Annotated in this window: 23 protein-coding genes and 2 pseudogenes; 12 read left to right on the forward strand and 13 right to left on the reverse strand. The window is 62.7% G+C overall.

Annotated elements, in window-relative coordinates:
- Window positions 1–14 precede the first annotated feature (14 nt).
- Complete coding sequence (locus tag HALNA_RS21450) at window positions 15–2471, reverse strand: SipW-dependent-type signal peptide-containing protein (RefSeq protein WP_049935554.1); 2457 nt, start codon at window positions 2469–2471, stop codon at window positions 15–17.
- A 359-nt stretch (window positions 2472–2830) separates the two neighbouring features.
- On the opposite strand from HALNA_RS21450, the gene HALNA_RS06300 reads away from it, so the two are divergent.
- Together HALNA_RS06300 and HALNA_RS06305 are read left to right on the forward strand one after the other, a co-directional pair.
- Window positions 2831–4120 (forward strand): RNA-guided endonuclease InsQ/TnpB family protein, encoded by a 1290-nt coding sequence (locus HALNA_RS06300; RefSeq protein ID WP_049935555.1) that lies wholly within the window; start codon window positions 2831–2833, stop codon window positions 4118–4120.
- A 215-nt stretch (window positions 4121–4335) separates the two neighbouring features.
- Entirely contained in the window at window positions 4336–4728 is a 393-nt protein-coding gene (locus HALNA_RS06305; protein ID WP_049935556.1) for a hypothetical protein, read from the forward strand.
- A 17-nt stretch (window positions 4729–4745) separates the two neighbouring features.
- On the opposite strand, the gene HALNA_RS06310 is transcribed toward HALNA_RS06305, so the two are convergent.
- From HALNA_RS06310 to HALNA_RS06320, 3 genes are all read right to left on the reverse strand, one after another.
- Window positions 4746–5528, reverse strand: coding sequence for a hypothetical protein (locus HALNA_RS06310; RefSeq protein WP_049935557.1), 783 nt, complete (start codon window positions 5526–5528; stop codon window positions 4746–4748).
- A 115-nt stretch (window positions 5529–5643) separates the two neighbouring features.
- Window positions 5644–7359 carry a pyrroloquinoline quinone-dependent dehydrogenase gene (locus HALNA_RS06315; protein ID WP_049935558.1) on the reverse strand — a complete coding sequence of 572 codons (1716 nt, stop codon included), beginning with the start codon at window positions 7357–7359 and terminating at the stop codon, window positions 5644–5646.
- 25 nt (window positions 7360–7384) lie between these two features.
- Window positions 7385–8305, reverse strand: coding sequence for a hypothetical protein (locus HALNA_RS06320; RefSeq protein WP_049935559.1), 921 nt, complete (start codon window positions 8303–8305; stop codon window positions 7385–7387).
- A gap of 521 nt (window positions 8306–8826) precedes the next feature.
- Between HALNA_RS06320 and HALNA_RS06325 the strand changes: the two genes are divergently transcribed.
- From HALNA_RS06325 to HALNA_RS06345, 5 genes and pseudogenes are all read left to right on the forward strand, one after another.
- Window positions 8827–11010, forward strand: coding sequence for an AAA family ATPase (locus HALNA_RS06325; protein ID WP_084509925.1), 2184 nt, complete (start codon window positions 8827–8829; stop codon window positions 11008–11010).
- A 134-nt stretch (window positions 11011–11144) separates the two neighbouring features.
- The gene (locus HALNA_RS06330) at window positions 11145–11411 is read left to right on the forward strand and encodes a hypothetical protein (protein WP_049935560.1); all 267 of its coding nucleotides are present in this window, start codon (window positions 11145–11147) and stop codon (window positions 11409–11411) included.
- A 145-nt stretch (window positions 11412–11556) separates the two neighbouring features.
- Entirely contained in the window at window positions 11557–12387 is an 831-nt protein-coding gene (locus HALNA_RS06335) for a hypothetical protein (RefSeq protein ID WP_049935561.1), read from the forward strand.
- Between the two features lie 489 nt (window positions 12388–12876).
- Window positions 12877–14090 (forward strand): annotated as a pseudogene (locus tag HALNA_RS21600) (RNA-guided endonuclease InsQ/TnpB family protein).
- A gap of 135 nt (window positions 14091–14225) precedes the next feature.
- Entirely contained in the window at window positions 14226–14705 is a 480-nt protein-coding gene (locus HALNA_RS06345) for a 2Fe-2S iron-sulfur cluster binding domain-containing protein (protein WP_049935562.1), read from the forward strand.
- A gap of 189 nt (window positions 14706–14894) precedes the next feature.
- Here the strand turns inward: HALNA_RS06345 and HALNA_RS06350 are convergent, their stop codons facing one another.
- The 6 genes and pseudogenes from HALNA_RS06350 to HALNA_RS06370 form a co-directional block, all read right to left on the reverse strand.
- The gene (locus tag HALNA_RS06350) at window positions 14895–15236 is read right to left on the reverse strand and encodes a cupin domain-containing protein (RefSeq protein ID WP_049935563.1); all 342 of its coding nucleotides are present in this window, start codon (window positions 15234–15236) and stop codon (window positions 14895–14897) included.
- Window positions 15237–15360: 124 nt separating this feature from the next.
- Complete coding sequence (locus HALNA_RS21335; protein ID WP_281172102.1) at window positions 15361–15492, reverse strand: hypothetical protein; 132 nt, start codon at window positions 15490–15492, stop codon at window positions 15361–15363.
- 47 nt (window positions 15493–15539) lie between these two features.
- Window positions 15540–16136, reverse strand: a pseudogene (locus tag HALNA_RS06355) (RNA-guided endonuclease TnpB family protein); the annotation flags it as partial.
- Window positions 16137–16912: 776 nt separating this feature from the next.
- Window positions 16913–17431, reverse strand: a complete 519-nt coding sequence (locus HALNA_RS06360; RefSeq protein WP_049935564.1) for an ArsR/SmtB family transcription factor — start codon at window positions 17429–17431, stop codon at window positions 16913–16915.
- Window positions 17432–17940: 509 nt separating this feature from the next.
- On the reverse strand, window positions 17941–18408 hold the full coding sequence (locus tag HALNA_RS06365) for an HVO_A0114 family putative DNA-binding protein (protein ID WP_049935565.1): 468 nt from the start codon (window positions 18406–18408) through the stop codon (window positions 17941–17943).
- The gene (locus HALNA_RS06370) at window positions 18389–18697 is read right to left on the reverse strand and encodes a toxin-antitoxin system TumE family protein (RefSeq protein ID WP_049935566.1); all 309 of its coding nucleotides are present in this window, start codon (window positions 18695–18697) and stop codon (window positions 18389–18391) included. Before HALNA_RS06370 ends, HALNA_RS06365 begins: the two co-directional genes overlap by 20 nt.
- 22 nt (window positions 18698–18719) lie before the next feature.
- On the opposite strand from HALNA_RS06370, the gene HALNA_RS21085 reads away from it, so the two are divergent.
- The 3 genes from HALNA_RS21085 to HALNA_RS06380 all read left to right on the forward strand — a co-directional run bounded on the left by HALNA_RS21085 (window position 18720) and on the right by HALNA_RS06380 (window position 21090).
- A complete protein-coding gene (locus HALNA_RS21085; RefSeq protein WP_245576052.1) occupies window positions 18720–18953 on the forward strand; it encodes a hypothetical protein in 234 nt (77 codons plus the stop codon).
- Between the two features lie 12 nt (window positions 18954–18965).
- The gene (locus HALNA_RS21090) at window positions 18966–19214 is read left to right on the forward strand and encodes a hypothetical protein (RefSeq protein ID WP_245576007.1); all 249 of its coding nucleotides are present in this window, start codon (window positions 18966–18968) and stop codon (window positions 19212–19214) included.
- 574 nt (window positions 19215–19788) lie between these two features.
- Window positions 19789–21090, forward strand: a complete 1302-nt coding sequence (locus HALNA_RS06380; RefSeq protein WP_049935568.1) for an RNA-guided endonuclease InsQ/TnpB family protein — start codon at window positions 19789–19791, stop codon at window positions 21088–21090.
- A 240-nt stretch (window positions 21091–21330) separates the two neighbouring features.
- Here HALNA_RS06380 and HALNA_RS06385 read toward each other — a convergent pair whose 3' ends face one another.
- From HALNA_RS06385 to HALNA_RS06395, 3 genes are all read right to left on the reverse strand, one after another.
- Window positions 21331–21624 (reverse strand): UPF0175 family protein, encoded by a 294-nt coding sequence (locus HALNA_RS06385; RefSeq protein ID WP_049935569.1) that lies wholly within the window; start codon window positions 21622–21624, stop codon window positions 21331–21333.
- Window positions 21625–22386: 762 nt separating this feature from the next.
- The gene (locus tag HALNA_RS06390) at window positions 22387–22746 is read right to left on the reverse strand and encodes a hypothetical protein (RefSeq protein WP_157573465.1); all 360 of its coding nucleotides are present in this window, start codon (window positions 22744–22746) and stop codon (window positions 22387–22389) included.
- Between the two features lie 33 nt (window positions 22747–22779).
- Window positions 22780–23403 (reverse strand): histidine kinase, encoded by a 624-nt coding sequence (locus HALNA_RS06395; protein WP_245576008.1) that lies wholly within the window; start codon window positions 23401–23403, stop codon window positions 22780–22782.
- A gap of 488 nt (window positions 23404–23891) precedes the next feature.
- Between HALNA_RS06395 and HALNA_RS06400 the strand changes: the two genes are divergently transcribed.
- Both HALNA_RS06400 and HALNA_RS19850 read left to right on the forward strand, forming a co-directional pair.
- Window positions 23892–24242 (forward strand): hypothetical protein, encoded by a 351-nt coding sequence (locus tag HALNA_RS06400; RefSeq protein ID WP_049935572.1) that lies wholly within the window; start codon window positions 23892–23894, stop codon window positions 24240–24242.
- A complete protein-coding gene (locus HALNA_RS19850) occupies window positions 24239–24382 on the forward strand; it encodes a hypothetical protein (RefSeq protein ID WP_157573466.1) in 144 nt (47 codons plus the stop codon). Before HALNA_RS06400 ends, HALNA_RS19850 begins: the two co-directional genes overlap by 4 nt.
- The last annotated feature ends 493 nt before the right edge of the window (window positions 24383–24875 follow it).

Here is a 24875-nt window from a genome sequence, read left to right on the forward strand (position 1 = left end):
ACGACGCGGCCCGTCTAGAGCGCCCCCGACACGTCCTCGCCATCGCCACGTTCATCAAGGTCGAGGCGTGTGAACTCGACAGCCCGGCCGCGACGGCCGTCCGAGCCCGGCGCGCCGACGAGGAGAGTGCCGAGAACGTCGCCTCCATCGTCCGACTCACCGTACGATCCACCGTGATAGGCCACGCTGTTACCAAACTGCGCGGCGCCCGACCCCGGCGTGAAGGTACCGAGTTCCTCGAAGACGCCGATTGGATCGCCGGACTCGCCGGAGGTCGACACTGGTGCTCGGAACAGGCTGGCTGTTCCTGTCCCGGCGTTTGGAGCCCCGACAACGACGTTAAGAGCAAAGAACGTCCCCTCCGTCTCGGCCGGCGTTCGGAACGCGGCGACTGACGACCCGAACGCGCCGCCGTCGGCCGTGAGTCTCGCCGTCTCGGTCAGCCTGCCGCTAACCGAGAAGTCCGTCGCCCCGACGTCACCATCCATCGGCTCCAAAATATCGGACACTCGACTGAAAACGTAGGCGGCTCCGCGTCCGCCATCGACTCCCGGCGCGCCAACGACCGGAGTGACGACCTCTCCTCCGTCTATAGGCAGTCTGCCGGCGTAGACGTCGATGGCAGCACCGAACGCGTCGCCGGACTCGCCGCTGAACGGCCGGAGTTTGATGGGTCTCTCCGGGCCCCTCACGTAGTCGTAGACGGCTCCCGCACGCGGTCCCTCGGTGCCGAGCGCTGCTTCCGGTGCACCGACGAGGATAGAAATCCCGCCGAACTCGTCGAGACCGAACTCCAGCGCGACGGCCGTCCCGAACCCCTCGCCGGCCTCGGGCGGCCGCTCAAGGATGAACGCCTCAGGCGATGATTCGGATGCGTCCAGTTCGACGAGTCGGGCTGCGCCGTTGCGACCGCTGGCCCCCGGTGCGCCGACGAGGACGAACCTGCTGGTCGCGTCGATGTCGACGGCGGCGCCGAACCGGGCGTTACTGTCACTGTCGAGAGACGGCTCGCCTCCGTTTTCATCCGCTAGTGACAATTGATCGCCGTCCACCACGTCGAACAGCGTCCAGTCGCCGGACTCGTCGCCAACTCGGGTGAGGATATAGACCCTCCCAGGGCTGTCGCCCGGTGCCCCGATGGCGAGGAACTCCTTATCACCGCTCGGGGTGGCATCGTACGCCACCGCTGTCCCGAACTCGTCGCCGGCCTCGATCAGTGGAGATTCGCCAGAACCGACGAACGATCCGGGCTCGAACTCCTGCCCGTCGACGTAGGCCGACCCGGCGTCGACCGAGTGATCCTCGAATGGTGCACCGACGGCGGAAATCCCGTCGCCGATATCGACCGCACTGCCGTACCGTGGCTCGTCACCCGGCTCGTCGAGACTGGTCGGCTCGCTCTGTGCGTCGACCGCCCAGCCATCGGGCGCCGACGCCGACGTGGCGCCGGCGCCGTCATTGTGCCGACACTGCTCGGTGTAGAAGCCGAGGTCGAACTGTGCCGTGTCGGATTGGACCTGGTTGCCGTGATCGATCGGCAGCCACCAAACGACCGAGGCGTAGTGGCTCGTCTCGCCCGAGAAGCAGTTCCGGCCCATCCCGCCGCCGTCCTCGGCCGGCAGATCACCCGCGAGCCCGATGCCCTTCTCGCTCGCGAGGTCGTTCAGGAACGCCCGGAGCGTCGTCTGGTTCTCCAGTGTGCCGTTCTGCGGGAGCGGAAGCGGATTCGCGCCCGGCCCGGCCGCGATATCGTTCGTCGTCCCGACCGCATACGCCACCTGCACCTCGTCGAGGAGTTCGACCGTGCCGGTCTCCTCGTCGGGGTCGTCCCGTTCGGGTTCGGTCCGGCCGTTCTCGCTCGCCCCGTCGAGGCCGCCGTTCAGCCAGAGGAAGCCCGGATTGTCACAGAGTTCCAGCCGAAAGAGCGCGAACCCGAAGTCGCCGGGTTTCAGGTCCTCGATCTCGATCAGCACCCGACTGTCGGTATCCGACTCGGTTCCACAGAGGGTGTCCGGCCCGCCGTAGATGCCGTCGTTCACCTCGGTTCGGCGCGTGTTCCGGAAGAACTGTCGACCGCCGTCGGCCTCGTCGGGCCGGGAGTCGAACCCGTCCTCGTCGTCGCCGTCGGCGTCGTCGACGAACACGAGTTCGATGGGACGGGCGTCGGTCTGGCCGTCGCCCGGCGGGAGCGAGATGTCGGGCGACTCGCCCTCGTCTGGCATGCGGGCGAACCGGGTCTCCGCCCCGAGTGGCGGATCGGTACCGTAGTCGTTGTCCATCCAGTCCGAGTAGTGTTCCTGCCAGGCAACCTTGAGATCCAGCGTGCCGGCGACGAGCCGGTTGTTCTCGAACGTTTCCTGATCGCTGAAGTACGCGGAGGTCCCGAGTCCCGCGCCGGCCGACGCGGCCCCGATCGTCCCGAGCGCCGCGAGGGCCTTCCGTCGTGAAAGGTTCAGTGGTTCGTCCGTCATTCGTGGGTGCCTCCAGGCGGAGCCATCCTCCGCCTGCCCGCCTACTGCTAGGCACCACACCCGGTTAATTAACGGGCAGTTTGCCGCGCTAATCCGTCGTTAACGCGGGTTTCAGCCGTATTCCCGTCGTCGAGACTCAACACGGAGATGCGTTGCTGTCGCTGGGAGCAACACGAGACCGAGGCGTACGGACGGGCCCTATGTTTAGCTGAAAGAGAGGGCGCTAAGCCCCTTTCCTCAAGGAGCGAACGGAACGAAGTGGAGTGAGCGAGTAGGGAGGGGATACAGCGCCCGCACCAGTTGCAAACACCCAATCAACACCATTAATGCACTTTATTCCGTACAATTTGACACGTCGTATGAACTACAGCCCTCGCTTCCGCCTGTTGCCTACTGAGGAGCAACGCGAAGCGATGGACTGGCAACGAAATACCGTGCGACAACTCTACAACCACGCACTCAACGAATTCAACGACATCCCTGAAGACGCGGGCACACTCCGCCAACGCGTCTGGATGGTGCGTGACACCATCCCCGAACTGAAAGACTGGTGGTCAGACTTGAGACAAGTCTACTCCACCGTCTTGCAGAAATCCGTTGAACGCATCCGCGACAACATTCAGAACCTCGGGAAACTCAAAGCAAACGGGTACGACGTGGGGTCGTTGAACTGGAAAAAACCGCGTGAGTTCAGGAGTTTCACCTATCGACAATCGGGCTTCGAACTCGACAAGAAGAGTGGCCCGAACGGTCGAGGCGTTCTCACCCTCACGAAACTCAAAGGAGACACTCGGGAGATCCCAATCCGTCTCCATCGAGACCTTCCCGACCACGACTCCATCAAAGAAGTCACGCTCAAAAAGGAAGCGAGCGGTGCGTGGTACGTCTCGTTTTGCATCGAGACTGAGACTCCAGAGAAACCTGCTGTCGAGAACATCAAACCAGCAGACACTGTGGGGCTCGACCTCGGCGTTCTCAACTTCATCCACGACTCCGAGGGACGCTCAATCGGGAAACTTGACTTGGCCGACGAGCGCCGGCGTCTCGAACGTGAGCAACGCTCACTCTCTCGAAAGACCTACCAGTCGAACAACTGGGAGAAACAGCGGCGGCACGTCGCGAATATTCACGTGCGGATGTCGAACAAAAAGCACGATTACAAGCACAAACTCGCACACGCCTACACCACCCAGTATGATGCCGTACTCGTTGAGAATCTTAACATCAAAGGGATGCTCGAATCCCCTGAAAACGCGCGTAACAAAGCCGAAGTCGGGTGGCGAGACTTTATCACCATTCTCGAACACCACGGTGATAAGAACGGGTGCCACGTCGTGCAAGTCAGTTCACGTGGAACGACTACGGAATGCGCGTCATGTGGAGTGGAGACGCAGAAACCGTTGTGGGTTCGTGAGCATTCGTGTCCGTCGTGTGGGTTCGAACTCGATAGGGATTGGAATGCGGCTCTCAACGTCCTCTCTTGGGGACTTGACAAACTAGGAGTGGTTCACTCCGAAGACATGCCTGTGGAGACTGCAACCGCTGTGTCTACCGACGGTGGCGAACATTCGTCCTTCGTCGTGGATGCAAGTCGCGTCGTAGAAGCAGGAAGCTCCGCCCTCAAGGAAGCCGCCTCGGCGGCTGAGTAGGGCGGGGTAGTTCACACCCTCCAGCCCCTCCTCACGAGGATGGCGAACGTTGGACGATCCCACGGCCGCTGTTCGATACACCGTCACAGACGGTCACCTCGTGGGTGTTCGATCGGATCGGACAGATATGGCCGGACCACGACCCCCGACCCGTTGGTACTGTGTGCAGCTACCGCTCCCCCACCGTTTTCCCACCCCGCCGCGAACGGCCACCGATGGCCCTCGAGCCTCACGCCGTGGCGCGAAGCGCCGTCGCCACCGTTCTCGCCGGGGTCGCGCTGTGGCCGCCGCGAGCGGTCTACTGGACGCGTCTCGCGGCCGTCGTCGGCGACGCCCCGACGCTCGCGCTGGTCGCCCTCCTCGCCGTCGGCTTTGGCGCGGCGCTCGCACGCGTCGCGGGCGCCGACCTCCCGTCGTTCGCCGGGGGCGGGCTCGTCGCGTACGCCGTCGGGATGGCCGCGATCGAGGCGTGGCTCTCGCCCGACAGCCCCGCGCATCTCGTCTGGTACGCGGCGCTTCTGGCCTGTCTGGTCGGTGGGGCGGCCCTTCGGAAGCGGTACGAACGGGATCGGATGTCGCCGCAGCGATCCCGAGATAACGGGTCGTAGCCCCTGCCCGGCACGGCCTACGGGCCGTCCGTTCGGACCGCTCGATCCTCCTCGAAGGCCCGGGTGAGCGCCCGCGCGGCCGCCCGGGTCTCACGCCCCGTGTTCGGACGGGGATCGGCCTTCGCGAGCGCGCTGAGTTCCTCGGCTCGTGTCAGCACCTGCTCCCGGCTCGGGACGATCTCCGCATCGACCGATGCGACCGCCGCCAGCGCGCGCACGGCCCCCTGTGCGACGACCTGCCGATCGGCGTCGGTCGCTGTCGCGTACGCCCCGACCGTCGCCTCGAACAGTTCCGGCCGCTCGACGACCGCCCCGACGAACGAGCGGACGATGGCGATCTGTGTCGGCAGCGTGGCCTCGGGGAGGCGGTCGGCGATGACCCGGTCCGCTGGCGTCACTGCTTCCGGGTCGGTCATGCCGATCCGCGTGAGCGTCCGAACGATCGCTTCCTCGATGGACGGCGCGACAGTGTCTTCGAAGGCGGTGACGAGCGTCGGCACCGCATCCGTCAGCCGTTGGGGGTCGTGCCCGGAAAGCTCCGCGAGTCCGATCGCCCCCGACAGCGTGAGCGAGCCGTTCTCGGCGGTGAGGAAGTCGACGAACGTCTCCTCGTAGGGCACGGCGAGTTCGGGGTCGTGCTCCGCGGCCGCCCGCAACGCCCGGCCGGCGTCCATCCGATCGGCCGGCCGCTCCGACGCGAGTTGCTCACGGAGCCGATCCTCGGCCGTCTCGATGATCGCGGGGTCGGCCCGAACGGCCCGTTCGAGGTCGTCGATCGCACTGATGTCTTTCATCGTCATGGCTGTTCCTCGTGAACAGGTATCGTATACACCTCGTCGATAAAAAATGGAGGTGTGCCGGGCGTCGTTCCGGACGGCCCGGCGACCCACCGACACTGCGATCCGACGGGTCGTCTCAGGCGCCAAGCGAGAACACGGCGAGACGGTCCCCTCGCGGACCGCGCCCGACGAAGCCGCTGCCGCCGACCTGGATCGCGATGTACTGTTTTTCCGTCCCGGGGTCGTACCAGCTAACCGGGTCGCCGGAGATGGCCTTCTCCGAGAGGTCGAACTCCCAGAGTCGGTCGCCGTTTTCGGCGTCGTACGCGACCATGTTGCCGTTCTGGGTCCCGGCAAACAGCAGTCCGGTCGCCGTCGACATCGTGCCACCCCACAGGTACCGGTCGCTGTCGATCCAGTCGCGCCAGACGACCTGTCCCGTGGTCGGGTCGACCGCGGCGATGGCGCTGATGTGGCCGTTGTACTCGTCCGGGATATCCTCCTCGTCCGGTTCGACGTCGACGATACCGCCCCAGAACTTCTCTCCCGGCTTGTACTCCTCGTTGCGCCACTTCACCGAGTGCGGGGTGTTGAGCGTCTTGTGGTAACACAGCCCCGTCTCGGGGTTGTACGACGCCGGCTGCCAGTCTTGCCCGCCGAGCAGCCCCGGCAACATCACGTACTCGCGCTCCTCGTCGACGTGGGGGACCATCTCTTGGAAGTTGATCTGCTGGGTGATCGGCTCCCCGCGAACGAGTAAGTCGCCGGTCTCGGGCTCCACCACGTACGACCAGGAGGTCTTGCCGGCGCTGTAGACGACGTCGCCCTCGTAGTCACGGTGTGGCACCTCGATGTCGCGGAGCAGCATCCGCATCATGCCCGCGTCGTAGTCCCAGATGTCGTGTGAGGACTCCTGATGTGCCCACTGGAGTTCGCCGGTGTGGATGTCGACGGCGACCGTGCCACAGGTGTTCCGGTTCGGCCCCGGCCGGACGGTGCCGTTGAAGTCCGGGCTCGGGTTGCCGACGTTGAAATAGAGGAGTTCGCGCTCGGTGTCGAGCGTGGGCGTCATCCAGTTCGTCCCGCCGGACTGTTTGAAGGATTCGCCGACCCACTCCTCCTCGGGACAGGTGCGCATCCGCCACAGTTCGTCACCGGTTTCGGCGTCGAGCGCGCAGTGGAACCCGCGGACGCCGTACTCGCCGCCCGCCGACCCGGTGAACAGTTTTCCGTCGTAGACGATCGGTGCCCACGTCGAGGAGTACCCGTCCTTGTAGTCCTCGGTGGAGGTGTACCACAGCTCCTCGCCGGTGTAGCGATCGAGCGCCTGCACGCCCGAGTCCAGCGAGGTCATGTAGATTTTGTCCTCGTACACCGCGACGCCACGGTTGTTGTCGTCACAACAGAGGACGGCATCCTCCGGCGCGGGATACGTGTAGCTCCAGAGCACCTCCCCCTCGCGGGCGTCGATGGCTTTCACGTGGCTCGGCCCGTTGGCCTGGTACATGATCGGCGGGTCGCCGGGGACGACGATGGGCGAGCCCTCCATGCTGGAGTTGGCCCCGACAGTCATCTCGTATTCGAGTTCCAGCTCCCCGACGTTGTCCTTCGTGATGACGTCGGCGGTGGTGTAGCGGTGTCCCTCGTAGTTGTTGCCGAACATCAGCCAACTCTCGGGGTCTTCGCTCTCCAGGAGCATCTCCTGGGTCACGTCGAATCGTGGGATTCGATCCGTATCGTGCTGGTCGAGCACCGCCTCATCGGGTGCGTTGAACACCTGATAGCCGAGGTCGGTCTCTTCGACGATCGTTTCGCTCGCTGCCTTGATAGCTTCGTCTTCTTCGACTGCCATTATCTTGTTTGGTATCCGTATCGTGTTATCTCGCCGGCGAGGGCGCGCGGTTCTCCTCGTTGATCCAGAACGCTTCCTGCATCAACTCCTCTTGATTGACGATCGTGATCGCAGCCCCAGAACTGAGTGCGGCGACGATCCGGCGGTCGCTCGACCCGTCATCGTTCGCCACCGCGTGGGCGGCACGCAGGAACAGATACACACCGCCGAGGATGGCCTTCGTCCGCCAGAACGCGTCGTCGACGATCGAGTCCGTGAGCAGGATTTCCTTCTGCTTGAGGTGCCGATCGAGCGCCTTGACCCACAGCAGCCCGCCGCCGACCGCCCGATGGTACAACGGCGGGACGTAGTCGACATCGAACTCGACACCCTCGGGGATTTCCTTGGCTTGAACCCAGTGCGATAGCCGAGTGTCGTTACTGACGAGATCGAGCAGTAGCGCCGTTCGCTCGTGTTCGTCGAACCCGACGTTGGCCAGTTCGTCGGTCAGCATCCCCGTCGCGAGGGTTCCCTCGGCCGTGTGGTCGAGATGTTCCTCGGTGAAGCCGGGGAGGGTGTCCTCGATACGCTCGAAGAACCCGACATCGATTAGATGGTAATACGCTTCCCACACGGGGGCGATCAGCTCACGGTACAGCTCTTCGACCCCCGCATCGCCTGGCCCATGCCGTTCCGGGATCCCTGCCTCTCGAACCGACTCTGCATCCTCGAGGACCGCTTCGAGGTCGTCGACCGCCGAGTCGAGGAGGTCCGCGTCGAGGGACTCACTCAGATCGTTTCTGATCGCTGCCCCCATCGACTCGAACGGCGCCGCATCCGTCCCCTCGATGTCGGTCAACAGGTCGAGGACTGCTTCGGGATCGTCGTCCAAAGCACCGACGTCGAACTCCGTCGTGAGGACCTCTCGATCACGGTCAGTAATACGTGGTTTGTATTCACCTGCCATACGGCATACGTCCTACATGATCATGTAACATTAAGAATACTCATAATTGCTCGCCTACTCAGTCTGTATATAATTGTCCGATGGGCGTCAGCGACGGTACTGTTTAGATTAGCGTACTTGGACTGGGGACACCTCGAAAGCCCCGACTCGCTGGAGTCGGGGGTAGCGAGGCGGCTTCGCCGCCTCGAACACGCGCACGGCTTCGCCGTGCGCGAACCTCGCTGCGGTCCTCGGCCTTCGGCCTGCGGTCCTTGCGTCGGCCGCCTTCCTCCAGCGAGTCGCCCCTTTCAGTCCCACCCGCATCGGCTGGCCACCCGGCCGCCGCCGGGTGGGACTGAAAGGGGCCGGCGTCTCGGCGTACCCGGACGACGCAAGCACCGCAACGCAGTGAGGAGCGCAGCGAGTCCCGGGAGCCGAGACGCCGGGGGCTTTCGAGGTGCTCCCAGTTTCACAGGCTTATCTAAACACTACTTCAGCGACCACCCACGTTTTGATATGTCAGGACTGCCAGAAGCCAACCGATGGAGCTAGTGATCAAACCGTCGCTCCGTTCGGACGATAGCGACGCGGCCGTCCTCGCCGCGGAGACGATGGGGACGCTTGGCGTGAGCGACGGCGACGCCGTCCGGATCGAACACGGCGACTCGGTCACCGCCACCCGGGTACGGACCGGAGCGAACGCCACGACGAACGACGGCGAAATCAGGCTCCAACCTGCGGTCCGGCGCTCGCTCGACGCCGAGCGGGGCGATACCGTCGAGGTGACGGCTACCGTTCCCGAATCGGCCGAACGGGTGACGCTCTCGTTGCCACCCAACCTCTCCGAAGCGGCCGCGTTCGACGTCGTCGAGGCCCTCGAGGGTCGCCCCATCGTCGGCGGGCAGACGCTGACACTCGACGACGACGGTCCGGCGAACGGCCATACGGCGGCCGCCGACCACGGCACGCACGTCTACGTCGACGAAACGAAACCCGACGGGGTCGTCGCAGTGAAAGGGTGGACGTCGATCCGGATTTCGGGTGCGTCCTTCGAGGCCCCGGTCACGCGGTCGGTCGGCGGCGGGGCGGCGCCCGGATACGACGATATCGGTGGGATGGAGTCCGTCATCGAGCAACTCCGCGAGGCCGTCGAAGCGCCGCTGGCGACGCCGGAACCCTTCGATGCGCTCGGCGTCGACCCACCCGGTGGCGTGCTGGTACATGGTCCCCCAGGGACGGGCAAAACGTTGCTCGTCCGGGCGCTCGCTGCCGAAGCCGACCTCCCCTTGATCCAGCGTTCCGGCGCCGAGTTGGTGGCTGGAGATATCGACGGGACGGATCCCTTCGAGAGCGCCCTTTCGGAGGCGGAGGCAAGTGCGCCGTCGATCCTGTTTTTCGACGACCTCGACGCCCTGACCGGCGAGCGGTCGGGCGAACTCGATCACCGCCGGACCGCGCGGCTCATCGCAACGCTCGACGACCACGACCCGAGTTCGCGTGTCGTCGTCATCGGCACGACGACCGACCCCGGGCGTCTGGACCCCTCGCTCCGTCGGAGCGGCCGCTTCGGGCGCGAAATCGCGGTTCCCGTTCCCGACCGAAACGATCGCCGTCGGATCCTCTCGGTCGCGACGCGGGCCGTCCCGCTCGCCGACGACGTGGACCTCGACCGAATCGCCGAGCGGACACACGGGTTCGTCGGCGCCGACATCGAACGCCTCGTCGACGAGGCGGCCATCGACGCCCTGCGCCGGAACGGACTCGAAGTCGCGGCTGGTGTCGCCCTCGACCCGGCGACCGTCGGCTCGATTCGGGTCCGACCGGCCGACTTCGACGCCGCCCTCGCAGGCGTCGATCCCTCGGCGCTCCGCGAGGTGTTCGTCGAGGTGCCCGACGTCCGGTGGGACGACGTCGGTGGGCTGGAAGCAACCATCGACCGCCTCCGCGAGACCGTGCAGTGGCCCCTCGAACATCCCGAGGCGTTCGAGCGGGTCTCGTTGCGCCCCGCGAAGGGAATCCTTCTGTACGGCCCGCCCGGCACCGGCAAGACGCTTCTCGCGAAAGCCGTCGCCAACGAGGCGGCGAGCAACTTCATCTCGGTGAAGGGACCGGAGCTACTCGATAAGTACGTCGGTGAGTCCGAGAAGGGCATCCGCGAGGTCTTCGAGAAGGCACGCACCAACGCTCCGACCGTCGTGTTCTTCGACGAAATCGACGCTATCGCGGGCGAGCGCGGCGGCGTCGGCGGTGAGTCCGGCGTGGGCGAACGCGTCGTCTCGCAGCTGTTGACGGAGATGGACGGCCTCGAAGAGCTCGAAGATGTCGTCGTGATCGCGACGACCAACCGGCCCGACCTCGTCGACGACGCGTTGCTGCGCCCCGGCCGTTTCGATCGACATATCCGCGTCGGCATCCCCGACACCGACGCGAGACGGCAGATTTTCGACGTGCATACCGCTGACCGGCCACTCGCCGCCGACGTCGACCTCACGGAGTTGGCAGCCCGGACGGACGGTTACGTCGGCGCCGACATCGAAGCCGTCTGTCGGGAGGCGGCGATGCTTGCGGTCCGGAGCTTCGTCGACACCCCGTCGACGACGCCGGACGCCATCCGTCTCACCGCGGCCCACTTCGAGACGGCGATCGAAACCGTCGACGCCGAACGACGCGACCGGGAGAACGGGTTCCCGACCGACGACCCCCTCGACTCGTCTCCGACCGAGTGATCGTTTCGACAGCACCTCGTCGGCGAGGCGTCGTGGGACCACCCGTGCCACGCGGTATGCGGCCCGCGTGGCGAGTGGCCGCAGGTCGTGGTCCGCACAGTAGTTTTATTAATCATGTGGAACCCAAAGACAGTATGCGAAAGTATCCCGCGACGCTGGTGCGCGTATTCGAGCACAAACTGGAGGCGGGGGCCGACACCGACGAGGACATCCCCTTCGACAAAGCCGACCTCCAGCGGGCGACCGACGAGTTGGATATCGACGTTCGGCAGGTACTCGAAATCCCCTCGGCGTACAGTTCGACCCGCGCGCTTCCCGACGATATCACCGAACACGGATACGTGGACATCGAACCCGACGAGTCGACCGAGGGCGAAACGTATCTGTTCGTCAAGGACTGATAGTAATCATTGTAAGTCAGTACCGGTGGTTCGCCGACCCGTTCTGGCGAACCACCGGTACACGGTTACAGTACACACTATGAGACGACCCGCCGTCGCTCCTGCGGTGCGAAATTTATGTGCCACTCGGTCCTACCGAGCGGTGATGCGTGTCGTTGACTCGCTTCGGCAACCCGAGTACACCGGCGAGAATCGGTGTGGGCCGTGTACCGTCGTCAACCTCCTCGTCACGGTGGGGCTGTCGGCCGCGACGTGGATTCTCGTCGGCCCCTGGAGCGGGGTCGGCACGTTCGTCGTCTGCACTGCGGCCGTCTACTTCCGGGGTTACCTCGTTCCCGGAACCCCGACGCTGACGAAGCGGTATCTCCCGGCGCCGGTGCTCCGAGCGTTCGGCAAGGAGCCGGTTGCGGACCGCACCGTCCGCCCGGTCGGCGACGACGCCCCGAGCGAGCGCTGGCTCCTCGCCGCCGGCGCGCTCGACGAGCGCGACGACCCCGACGGCCCGACCCTTGCCGACGACTTCGGCGACCGATGGGAAACGGCCGTCGAGAACGTCTCCTCCGGCGCCCCGACCGAGACCGACCTCTGCGACGCGCTCGGCACCGACGACGTCTCGAAACACGCCGACACCGGGGCAGTCGTCGAGGGGTCTCGATCCGTCCGGTGGCTCTCCGTCGCGGCGATGCGAGCCGACATCGCCGCGGCCCGCGTCTTCGCGACGACGGTCGCGGGCTGGGACGACGTCGGTCCGGGGCGACGGGTCGACCTGTGTCGTGACCTTCGACTGTTCGCTCGGACGTGCCCCGACTGCGGCGGCGGCGTTACCCTCGACGAACGGACCGTCGACCCCTGCTGTGAACGCCCCCACACGCTGCTCGAGGTCCGCTGTTCGGCGTGTGAGACGCCACTCGCCGACGCCGCGGTCGCCGGGACCGACGGCACGGTCCCCTCACGTGTCCGCGCACTCCGGGAGTGATGTCAAGCTGGATGGTCGTTCCGGAGCGGATGGCATCGCGTACGGACGGGTGTCACCCGCCCCCAGCGCCCGCTGACCCCGGCCGCGTATGCGACTCATCTTTCTACGAGCGGGAAACCCCGCCGTGAACGGCTGTCTCTTACCCACAAATCGAGTCGCTGTCGAGGTCAATAAATCCGACCGAAACCCCGATATCTACAGATGTAACACTCCTATGGAACGATTTTGCTGATCTCGTTTCCCACATTCAGTACCCACCCCACCGCCGAGATCATCGCCCGGATCACTCCCCATCTCAATCTTCCGGTCACAGATTGGGTTCGATAGCGTCTGAAACGTCTGTTTGGGACTCGGTGAACTTACGGGTAAAAGACAGCCGTTCACGGCGGGGAGGAACGCGACACGGTGAGGAACAACCGCCGTTCGGTGGCCCACCGACTCCCCACACCCGACGCAACCTATATGAATGTGAGATGTTACATATGAAATATGGCGGAGGCGCGTCGCACGGTCGTCGTCAAACTCGATATGGACGACAGCGACGCGACTCTCCTCCACGAAACCGTCGAGGAGTACCTGTGGGCGTGCAACTACGTCGTCCGAGACGCGTGGCAGGACGACTACAAGCCCACCTCGAAAACCGAACTCCACGACCGGACGTACTCCGACGTGCGCGAACAGACACGGCTTCAAGCCAACCTCGTTCAATCCGCACGCAACAAAGCCGCAGAAGCCATCAAGGGCGTCGTTGCCCGCTGGCAGAACGGCAAGAAGGCGTCACAACCACACTTCACGACCCCATCCGTCAGATACGACAAACGGAGCGCGACGTTCCACGATGACCGCGTATCCCTCTCCACGGTGAACGGACGTATCGAAGCCGAATACGTCCTTCCACCAGAGGGAGACAACCCGCACACGAAGTACCTCCGCGACGACGACTACGAGGTCACGGGTGCGACGCTCCAGTACCGCGACGCGACGGACACCTTTTTTTCCACATCGGAACAAAGGCTGACGTGGGGTCCGAGATACCGGACGAAGGCGACGCCGAGAACAGCACAGTCCTCGGCGTGGACCTCGGTATCGAACAGATTGCCGTCACGTCAACCGGAATGTTCTGGAGCGGCGATTACCTCAATCACCGCCGTCGGGAGTACGAGCGGGTCCGTGGCGATCTTCAACGGACAGGCACGGAATCAGCCCACCGAACAATCGAACGGATGGGCGACCGGGAGACACGGTGGGTAGAGGACTACCTACACCGTATCTCGAAAGCAATCGTCCAAGAAGCCGTCGCGCACGGGTGCGACCGGATAGCTTTCGAGGAGTTGAGGGACATCCGCGACCGGATGCCGGGCGCAAAGAAGTTCCATGCGTGGGCGTTCCGCCGCTTGTACGACTACACGGCGTACAAGGCCAAAGCGGAGGGTATCGACGCCACGCAGGTAGACCCGGCGTACACGTCCAAGCGGTGTTCGAAGTGTGGGACGACGCTAGACGAGAACCGCCCGTCACAAGCGAGGTTCTGTTGCCAGAAGTGTGGCTACGAGGTCAATGCGGACTACAACGCGGCGAAGAACATCGGATTTCGGCTACTCCGTGCGGGGCAAAAGTCTCCGCACGGAGGGGCGACACGTCACCTCGCCCTGAAGTCGGGGACGCTGAACGTGAACGGCGGCTACTCGCCTGCCACCCAGTAGGGTCGGCCAGAACGGGAGTCCACCGACAAGCTCCGCCCTTTAGGGCGGAGAAGGTGACATCTTCGGGACGGTGACCCAATGGGCGCGGACTGCTCGAAACAAACTTAATGTATGTGTGTGTATCTACCATCTACGATGGGCATCGAACTCCCTGCCGTTGGCCCGGGAGCTAACACCGACGACGACGACGGCGAGGACCTCCCACCCGCGGAGCTCGAGTATCTCAGTTACCAATCCATTGTCGAACACGGGTGGGAGATCGACGACGAGAACCTCTTCGATAAGGCAGCGCGTGCGAACCTCGACGACGACCGCTACGGTCGGATCGAGATCGACCGCGACGAGACGCTTCTCAGATCCGCCGAGGAACACGACCTCAAATGGGGTTCACAGTGTCGCTCCGGGACGTGTAACGTCTGTGCGGCGGTGATCAAAAGCGGGGAGATCGAGATGGACATGAACTTGGCACTCACGGACGAGCAAGTCGAGAACGGGGCCCGCTTGACCTGTACGGCGTACCCCGGAAGCGACCGGATTCGGCTCGTGTTCAACGCCTTCCCGCTCATCGCGAACGACGACCCCGGCCGCGGCCGCGAGCCGCCGGCCGAGGACTGATACTGTTTATTGTAACTGGGTACCGGTGGGTCGCCACGACGGTCCGGCGATCCACCGGTACTGACTTAGGATAAACACTATGAGACCGACTGTGTCTCCGGTGACCGTCGAGACGGCCCGGCGGGGCCCCCGTCGCAACGGCGGCGGTTGGACCGACCCTCGCAACGCGGCGCCGTCCGTCGCCGGGTGCTACTCGCGTATCGCGTACGAACTCGGATGCGACGAGTCGGCGAAGACGACGAGCGTCACGAGGTCCTCCTCGATGTCGAAGAAGTCGTGTTCGAGTCCCCGTTCGACGAAGACGGTATCGCCCGGTTCGACGGCGTGGACGTCGTCGCCCACCCGCACCTTCCCCGTGCCGGCGACGACGTAGTAGAGTTCGTCCTCGGTGTGTGGGTTCTTCGGGACCGCCTCACCGGCGGCGTGGCGGCCGATTTCGACCGTCATCGACCCTTCGTCCAACACTTCGAGGTAGTTGCCGCTCTCGTCGGCGAGCTGATCGAGCACGTCGAGTGCCGAGGCATGTGTCATCACGTATCACCCTAGTCGCGTAGTCGTATGTCGGCGTCGATACAATAGCGTTACGCGCCTACAGCGTTCGTTCGGTGTAGCGGTTGATCTCCGGTCGCTGCGGATGCGTCTCGTTCGGGCCGTCTCAAAACCCGTCGCGCTTGTGCGCTTCGTCGATGGGCACGATTTCGAGCACACGAACTTCGCCCTCCGCTTCCAAGACGGTGTGAACTGCCTCGGGGTCAAGTGGTTCGAGAGACCGTAGGTCTCTCGTCATCACGAAACGGCGTAGCCGTTTCGAACGACCCCGAGGCTTCCCGTGGGTTAGTCGGACACTCCCATCCGACCATCCGCCTGATAGCCTCGGGCGGTCGGGTGGGTCACGGTCGGGGCGTCCACGGCCCCCGATGCCTGCCGTCGCACCTTCCGAACAACGGGAAGGCTCTTGAGAGCAGGCACATTCCAATCGAGTTTCCTGATGCCTTTCACGGCGATGTTGACGCTTGCACCACGGTCGCTGTGGTCTTGATGAGAACACGACCGACACTTGAACCGCTTCTTGTTCCGATTCGCACGCTCCGTATGCCCGCACATCGGACACCGCTGGCTCGTGTATTCGGGGTTAATCCGCGCAGTCGGAATCTCCTCGAACGACGCCTTGTACGACGTATAGAACTGAAGGGCGCGGAACGGGAGGTGGTGCGAGCGTCGGTTCACCCGCGTGCCGTAGTCGATACTGTCGCGCATCTCTTTGAGGTCTTCAAAGACGATACACGGCTTCTCGAACTGACGGCTCCACTCCACGATGTGCCGAGATACCTTGTGGAGTCGGTCGCGGACAAACCGTTCCTCACGTTCTTCCAACGTGTCGTGAATGCTGTCCTTCCCCGCGTTTTGAACGCGCTTCCGCATCGTGAAGTAACACGGCGCGCTCTTGACGGAGGGGGGGGGAAGAACCGCCGCTTCGATATCGGCATCCGGCCAGTCATGTGGGGGTCGACACAGTGTGAGTGGTGGCGTGTGCCGAAGGGTCTCCGGGCTGATCGAGTCCCGGTAGATATCGGCCGCTTTGGGTGGCTGCTTACGAGTCAGCGGTGGGAGTGCGCCACCGTCGGGATCCTCGGCCAGTGCAGACATACTCTCGATAGTGTCGTCGATGTGCAGTAGCGCCCGGAGGAGTTCGATGCGACGATCGGTCACCGCCGATCTCTACGGACTCGGACGAACGCTTTCAGGTAGACTCGGGACACGATCACAAAGCTCAGTGAGACAGGTTTCGAGGATTGCCATCGGGTTCGGATCTATAAACGATGCAGATTCACGGTGCGGTGCTGGCCACGTTTCGTGGTCAACTTGGAAGTGACTCGGCCCTAGCGTCTCGTGGGTGTCGTCCTGATGCCAGCCACATGACCATGGCGTCCCCGGTTCATTGTACTGGATGCGGAACTCATCCCATTCGGAATGTGGACGCCACTCGAATTCGAGCGTCGCGTTGCCAACATCCACGTTCTGATCAAAAAAGACCGCGCGATTGAGGGTCGCTACGAGACGGACTGGACGCATCGGACTTGGTTTGGCGTCTACCATTGTCACACCAACTTCTCGTCGAAGTCGAGTTGCGGCTCGTTTGTGAACCTCGTATCGGTGGAGATGCGTGTTCCCAGAAATCGGTGGAGTTCCCATTTGCTGTCACCGGGTCAGTTGGAGGATGCGATACGACGCTCGCGAGTCGCCTCGATCGTATCATAGAGCTGAATTGCCTGCTTGATGAGCATCGCTTGGTGCTCATAGTAGTCCCAATCCTCTGCGTCGTGTCGCCGCTGTCGGCGTTCGGATGCCGGAATATCATCCCCGACCGTTGCCCGAAGTTCATCCGCAGACGCCACATCGTACTCCTCTTTCCACTCGTCGATATCATCTCGGATTGTATCTAATTCGGCTGTGAGCTCGTCTTTTTCATGGTCGTTGACGAGGTCACGGATCTGGTCGAAATACTGGGTGACTGGATCTGGATAGTAGCAGGTCTCACGGCCCCGCATGATCGTCGTGAGTTTATCCGCTTCGACCAATTGTGTGAGATATTTTTCAGCCGTGTTCCGGGCAACACCAGCTGTCTCAGCTATTTCTCCCGCGTTTTTTGGTTCGCGAACTGTCATCGCAACCTCTCGAATCCGGGCGACCTTTGTCGTGTGATCTGTGGTTCCCGAGTCGCTCATACACGTACTCGGATCTCTATCATCCTTAGTGTTTTGAATCTTGATTCAATATATTGAATTGGACGCGTTTTGGCTAGCAATACCGAAGCGCAAGACTCGGATTCCAAAGAAGCCTATCGAGAGATTATCGAAGCGAGACTGGAACCGGTGGAATATCCAGACGAGTCGAAACGTGTGGTTGGCTCACCGTGCTGTCGCTCAGACCCACCCGTGAACGGGTGGGCTTCCACTCGCTACGTTTCGTCCAGTGAGTCGTTCTGTACCCGAAGGAGCTGGATCGGTGGTACTGCCCGGAGCGATTCCGGACAGATCGAGTCCCGGTGGATATCAGCCGCCTTGGGTGGCCGCTTGCGAGTCAACGGTGGAAGTTCGTCACCGTCGAGATCCTCCAAGGTGACCAAGCGGGCGTCAAGGGCCTGGACGAGGCGCCACGCCCGATCGGTCAGTCTGGAGGTGTCACCTTCCCCGCCGGGAACGGCGGGGTTTCCCGCTTGTATCTTGATGCGGGGTCAGGCCGATGCGGCCGATTCTGACTCTTCACCGCGGGGGAGGCCGAACTCAACCTCGATTCGGACCGTATCGTAGGGGACGTACGGCTTCTTCGCACGGCCGTCCTCTTGGAAGTGGATGATGCCGTACTCGGCCAGCAGGTGCAGATCGTCGTGGACGTCGTGCACGTCACGGTCGAGGCGGTTGGTCAGTGCGCGGATACTCTCGGGCGGGTCCTCCATCACCGCTTCGAGCAGCTCCATCCGCCGGTCGGTCAGCAGCTGGCGGAGCCGCGAACGGTCTTCGAAGTTGACGACGTGCGGAACCTCCTCGCCGTCCTCCCATTGTTCGGCGCGCTCGATGGCTGCCGCCTGCGCCTGCTTCGCGGGGAGCGACGTGATGCGGAGGGTCGAAGGATACTCGGCCTCGTCCGGGTCTGGCGTGAATTCGTCGTGCGTGGGTTCGGTGTCAGTCGGTTCGTTGCTCATAGATTTCGGTCACCTCGTTCTGGAAGTCCTCGATCAGGTCGGAGAGACCTGTGAACTCCAGCTGCGTGATGTCGCCCTCAGGTGGGTGTCGATGATGCCGTCCGACATCCAGGTGGTAGGGCGCGTTGTCGTACCGCAGGAGTGTATCGCCATCAGCGTTCATATACTGGAAGCTGTACTTCAGCCCCTGCGGGAAGTCCTCGCTCATCGGGACCTGCCATGCGACCATCTCGTACCGACTCCCGTCCGGTTTCTCGTCTTCTTCTCGGTACACGACCGTCGCAGGCATCGTTCTCCTATGTTGGGATAGAATCCCAACAAACTTAACTCTTACACGAACGAGAGTCTGCGATGTCTACGTCGCCGAACAAGCAGCGGCTGACGACGTTGTGTTTGGTGGCGACCCGAGTGGCGCGTGGATTTGGCCTGCAGAGACACTGCGTCCGGACGGCTCACTAGCAGCCGGCAAATTCGCCGAACTCGTGGCGACCAACGGCTCGCTTGCTGACCTCGTCGCTGAGATTCCGACCTATCCAATCCGATGACAGAATATTGAGGTGGCTGCCCCCGAGAAAGCGGCTCTCATGGACAGGGTCGTATCGCTTGTCACCGAGCGCTACGATGCAAGTTCGATCACCACGTTGGACGGGGTCCGAATCGAGACCAAGACGGGGTGGATGCTCATTCGGGCGAGCGGGACTCAACCGCTCGTACGGCTGACTGCAGAGGCCCGAACCGACGATGACGTTGAACGACTCCTCGCAGAGGCTGAAAACCTAGTTGCGACGGCACGGTCTGAGCGGTAAGCGTGAGCGTGGACAAACCGGGGACGGCGACGACGCTTTCGTGGGCAGGGACGACATTTCTGATCGGGGGGCATGTCGCATGACTGGCGTCACTCAGCCTCTCGTCCCTGCCGACACCGGCCGTCCCCACAACTGTATCTCATGTCTTGCCGGTCTTAAATACTGTATGATACTTGATCATCTTTCGTGGCCGAGTTCGTTTCACGGAGATACAAGCAGGCACCCACGGTGTTAGCTGTGGGATGAATTCTCCGCTGGACGGACAGTCAGCGCGTCGAACGCGGATTGTACGTCTGTGAGGCAATCGAGTGGGCACGAGGGTCTACCTGTATGACCTCTCCTACGAATTCCAACCGCAGGCCGAGGTGGTGGACTCTAAACCGTAATATCCTAACCTCGGGATTCCTCCGCCTTCAGGCGGAGGAGAATGTCAAATATGTTTAAGGAGGAAGCCCACGGCTTCAGCCGTGGGAGGAATCCGACAAGGCTCGAAACAACCACGAGCGATAGTAACCCGACTCCCCTACCCCAGTCGTAGATTATATAAAGAGTCAATCCAATATGTGAAATACGGATGGAGGACGTGATTCGCACCGTCAAAGTCAAACTTGACGTACCCGAAGAGCGGTGCGACGACCTCCATCAGACGAAACAACAGTTCCTCCACTGTGCGAACACCACCGCAGCGTGGGCGTGGAGACACCCGAACGACTACTGTGTAACCTCGAAACAAAAAGCCGAACAAGCCCTCTACGATAGCCTTCGCAACGAGACGGAGTTGACTGCAAACCTCGTCCAGAAAGGGATTCGACGCGCTATCGAGGCCACGAAAAGCGGTGTCGCCCGACTCAAGAAAGGAGACAACACCAGTCAACCGCACTTCGATGCGTGGAGCGTCGTCTACGACAAACGGAGTGCGACGTTCCACCGCGACCACGTGTCCCTTTCCACAGTGAACGGTCGGGTTGAGTGCGACTATGTGCTTCCCGACGACGCAGAGAGGACACCGATTGGTGAGTACCTGCTGAGCGAGGACTACGAGTTCAGAATGTCCACGTTACAGTACGACCGCCAAACAGAGTCGTTCTACCTCCACGCTCGGATGCGCCGAACCACGGATGAACAAGAGCAATCCACGACTTCTTCGTCCGACGCCACGCACAGAACAGTCCTTGGTGTTGACCTGAACGTGGATGGCTCGCTCGCCGTGACTTCGACAGGTGCGTTCATCGGGAATGCTGATGAAATGAATCATCGACGCCGAGAGTTCGAGAAGACTCGCGGGTCGATGCAACAAGTAGGAACACGGTCGGCGCACCTGTCGATTCAGTCGATGAACGACCGCGAACACCGCTGGATGCAAGACGAACTCCACCGTGCCTCAAACCAAATCCTCGAAGAAGCCCGCGACCACGGGTGTACGCATATCACGTTCGAGAACCTGACCGACATTCGGAAGCGGATGGCTGGTGCAAAGCGGTTCCACGCGTGGGCGTTCAGACGCTTGTTCCAGTACGTCAAGTACAAAGCCGAGATGTACGGCATCGAGGTTGAGCAAGTGAGTCCGGCGTACACGTCTCAACGGTGTTCGTCGTGTGGATTTACGCACAGAGACAATCGGCGGTCGAAACACCAGTTCGTGTGTCAGAAGTGTGAGTACGAACTGAACGCGGATTACAACGCGAGCAAGAACATCGCTCGCAAACTTCTCAAGAAACTCCACTCGGGGCAGACGTCTTCGTGTGGAGGCGCACCCTGTCAGTGTGCGCTAGCGTCAGGGACGCTGAACCTGAATGGCGATTACACCGCCTCCGTCAACACGACGGCAGAAGGGGAGTCCACTGACAAGCCCACGACTTCAGTCGTGGGTAACTGACGGACGCATCGGCCACCGCAATTCCCTCCATCGACGCAATCTCTTCGGCTCGGGCTGGCGTGTCGTGAACGGGCACGTCCGCCAGAAACTCGTCAAGCGCCGCAGTCCCACGCTTTCCTTCTGTGAGGATTTCCTTTCGTACTTCCCCAGTTGTTCGAATTTCGTCAAAGACCGTCGAGACGAGGTCAAGTCGGCCGACCCACGCGAGCGGAATCAGCGCGGAGGAGTCGACGACGACCATCAGATGCGTTCGAGGTCGCGCTCAAGATCGTCAGTCGTGTACCCGACGTCGATGCCCTCCTCGGCGGCGAGCGTCAGCATCTCAACGTAGGAGACATCCGCGAGTTCCGCTGCCTTTCGCAGCGTGATGCTGTGGTCGCGGAGCTGGTCGAGCGCCCGCTCTGTGCGCCAGTCGTTGAGACCCTGCCGGATGAGACGCCGAAGCACTTCCGACCGGTCGGCACTCATCTCCTCCTCGAGTTCGGCGAGTGCCTCCTCGTCGTCTTCCGGGATGCGCGTGGTGACCGTCTTCATCGTTACGATACGCAATAGATGTAACGCACACTACCATCAGGTTTGGCTCCCACAGGTAGAATCAGGAACAACCGAGGACGGTGGTCATCGACTCGCTGAGAACAGTGGATAGGCACGCGTCTCGCAACTACTCGGCCCGGTCTGTTGTGACGACTAACTGACTGCACTCATCGTCCGCTTCGCTCGCCGGTGACGGGGCAAATGGACTGTCCCGCGGTTCTGGTGGACAAACAGCAGTATCAGTCGTCGATAGACTCGTTCAGCGTAGCAAACTCCGCTGGAGAGAGGACGACCTCCGCGTTAACCTCCTCCCACGGCTGAAGCCGTGGGATTCCCCGAAGGGGATTTTAAGTTTGCGCGTTTCCTCGGCCCTCAAGTTCCCTTTCGGGAGGGGCGTTCGACGGTTGCCGTCCGGTTACGACCCCGGACGTGCTTTCCAGCGCGTACAGCCCGGTCAAACGGGCCTTCCCACCCGGACGCGCCGGGTGCTTCGACGGGAATACCGCTTCCCTCCACGGTCGGGTATTCAGCCGACTGGGTACCACCATTCGCGTCCGGCCCGTAGGCCGGGACGTGGTGGATTGGTTCTCCGGCTTTGTTACCCGGCAGGCTGTGGACGCGAAGCGTCCGTAGGGGTCGAAGACCCCGTGCCACAACCGGGGAACGCCGTTACATCACAGTACAGGAGGGGCGGAGTTAACGATTCGGGACACAACTCCCGTCCGGCCACCGAACGGTGGTCTGTCTCCCACTGTGTCGGCTTCATCCCACGGCTAAAGCCGTGGGCTTTCGCCTCGAACAACTGTAATACCCGTCCCAGCCGTCGATGTTGTGATCGGCCGCCGGATCGAACGCAGCCCTGACTGTCGACTCTGTCATCTCGTCGTACCAGTGAACTCGACTCGCATCCGCGAAATTCTCCATCAGACGAGAGGCGTCAGCGTTCGAAAACGCGTAGGAGTTCGTCAGAACCATGTGAGAACCGAAGAGTGCTGGATACGGGACGACGGCGTCGATGGTGCCCTCGATGGCATCTTTCACGTACGAGAGCGCGTTCAGCGTCACGTGGCACATGCTCTTCGACGAATGCGAGGATTTCGCCGAGAATGCAACCGTGCTCACGCTACTCTCACAAAGTCGCTTCCGGATCACGCGCTACAGGGTCCGCTCGATGTAGCGGTTGATGGCCCGAATCCGGTCGTCGTCGAACGTCCACAGGGCGTCCCACTCGTTGTCGCCGACGTGTTCGGCGACCAGCGCGGCCGTCTCGGCGGTCGGGTCCGCGGTGTGAACGACGACGAACCACGAGGTGCGGAACTCGCCCTCGTAGCCCGCGTGGACGACGCCGGGGAACGACGCCGGCGGCAGCCAGTCCGGGACGCCGTAGACGTCGACGTCGGTGTGACCTACCGTCTCGTAGACGGTCCGGGTGCCGCGTTCGTCGTCGAGTCGGGAGGGGCGCTGGAACGAGGAGCGCAGGCGCCCCGAGCCGTGTTCCCAGGCGAGTTGCTCGATGTATCTGGAAATCATGATGAGGGGCAGCTTCTCCGACCCCGAGGCGGGGTAGCCCCGGACTCTGAACGGCGTCTCGTCGAGGCTCGCGAACACGTCGGGCAGCGTCACGTCGCCGAGCCCCTTCGCGCCCGTCATGTAGAGATCGGAGTTGACCAGTAGGATTTCGTCTTCGAGGACCGCCAGCGGCGAGGTGGCGACGACGTCGTCGCCGTCGAGCAACACCACCTGGTCCGCCTCGGCGTCGGGGATGTCCAGTTCGTCCACGCCGATCGATTGCCCCCCCGAACGTCTCTTCGACCATCTCCTGGATCGGCTGCGGTCGCGTCCGGTTGACGACGGCGATAGAGAGATCACGGACGGGGCCGCGTTCGATGAACGCGGCGAGCGAGTCGAGTCCCTCTGGCATCTAAGTCTGTCTGTGTGGGGCGTCAGATTAACTGTTACAGCGTGTGCCGCTCCGTGGACGGGCTCCGGGACGCTTCGACGACCCGACCAATCGTACGCGCGCCGAGATGGCCCGGCCATCGCGCCGAGTTGGCGCGGACAGGTTCGGCCGCCGGCCCGTCGAATCGGTACCGAGCTCCCGATCACTTCCGGCGGTAGTTGAGTCCTCGTCTACACATTGTGAACCACACGGCCTTGACATCCGCCCCGCGCTGCAGCGCGAGGCTTTCGCCTCGAATTTTCCGTATGGTCTTCCCCTGAGGGGAACAGCGCAAGGATTTTTGTCTCCGGGTTCGCTACCGTCTGCTATGAGTCAAAATCGAGACGAACACGGCCAATTCACCGAGCAGGTGACCCTCGCCGATGTACTCGGTGTGTTCGAGGCTGTCGAGGGGCCGGTGATCACCTCGGGCGATGTCGCGTCAGTAACTGGGTGTTCGGACGATTCTGCCCGGCGAAAACTCGAGCAGTTGCACCAGCGAGACCGTGTCGGTCGGCGAAAGACAGCCGGTCGAGTCATCTACTGGCGGCTCGACACAGCGGACCCTACCCCGGTGGACCCCGACGACCCGATCTTCACAGATCGTCCCTCGTTCTCGTCAGGTGCGGACAACCTGTCGGAACAGGTCGATGAACTCCTCTACGGGGCGGACCCGTGACACAGCCGCGGCCACTCTTCGTCGATACGAACGCGTTCGTCGCGCTTTTCGATGCGGATGACGATCATTACGCCGCCGCGAACGCCGTCATGGACGGGATCCGAGATGGCGACCTCGCCTACGGGCCACTATTTACGTGAGTGCGAGGAGAAAGCCCCCCTTCAGGGCGGGGATGAATCCGACACGCTCATATCGCTCGCTCTCGTACAATGGCCTACTGGAGTTCCCTCGTCGGGACACACCGGCTTCGCCGGTACAGACGCTTTGCGTTCACGTCCTACGGGGTAACAAATCCGACACCAGTCCACGGCGTAACACCTCAGGTGACGCGAACCGTGGTACCCAGTCGGCTGAATACCCGACCGTGGAGGGGCGAACGGTATTCGCCCCGTCGAAGCGTCCGGCACGTCCGGGTGGGAAGGCCGCTTTGACACGGCTAAACGCACTGCAAAGCACGCCCTTGGTAATAACTGGGCGGCGACCCCCGACGTGGGACGCGAAAGCGTACTTCGCCACCGAGGAAACGTGCAACCTTGAACTCCCCTTCGGGGAATCCTCGCCCTTCAGGGCGGGGAGGATGTCAAAGCGGGGGCGACCCCCTCGACGAACCGACCGGCCCCACCTCGGCTTGGA

The organism is Haloplanus natans DSM 17983, assembly GCF_000427685.1.
In the GTDB taxonomy this organism is placed as follows: Archaea; Halobacteriota; Halobacteria; order Halobacteriales; family Haloferacaceae; genus Haloplanus; species Haloplanus natans.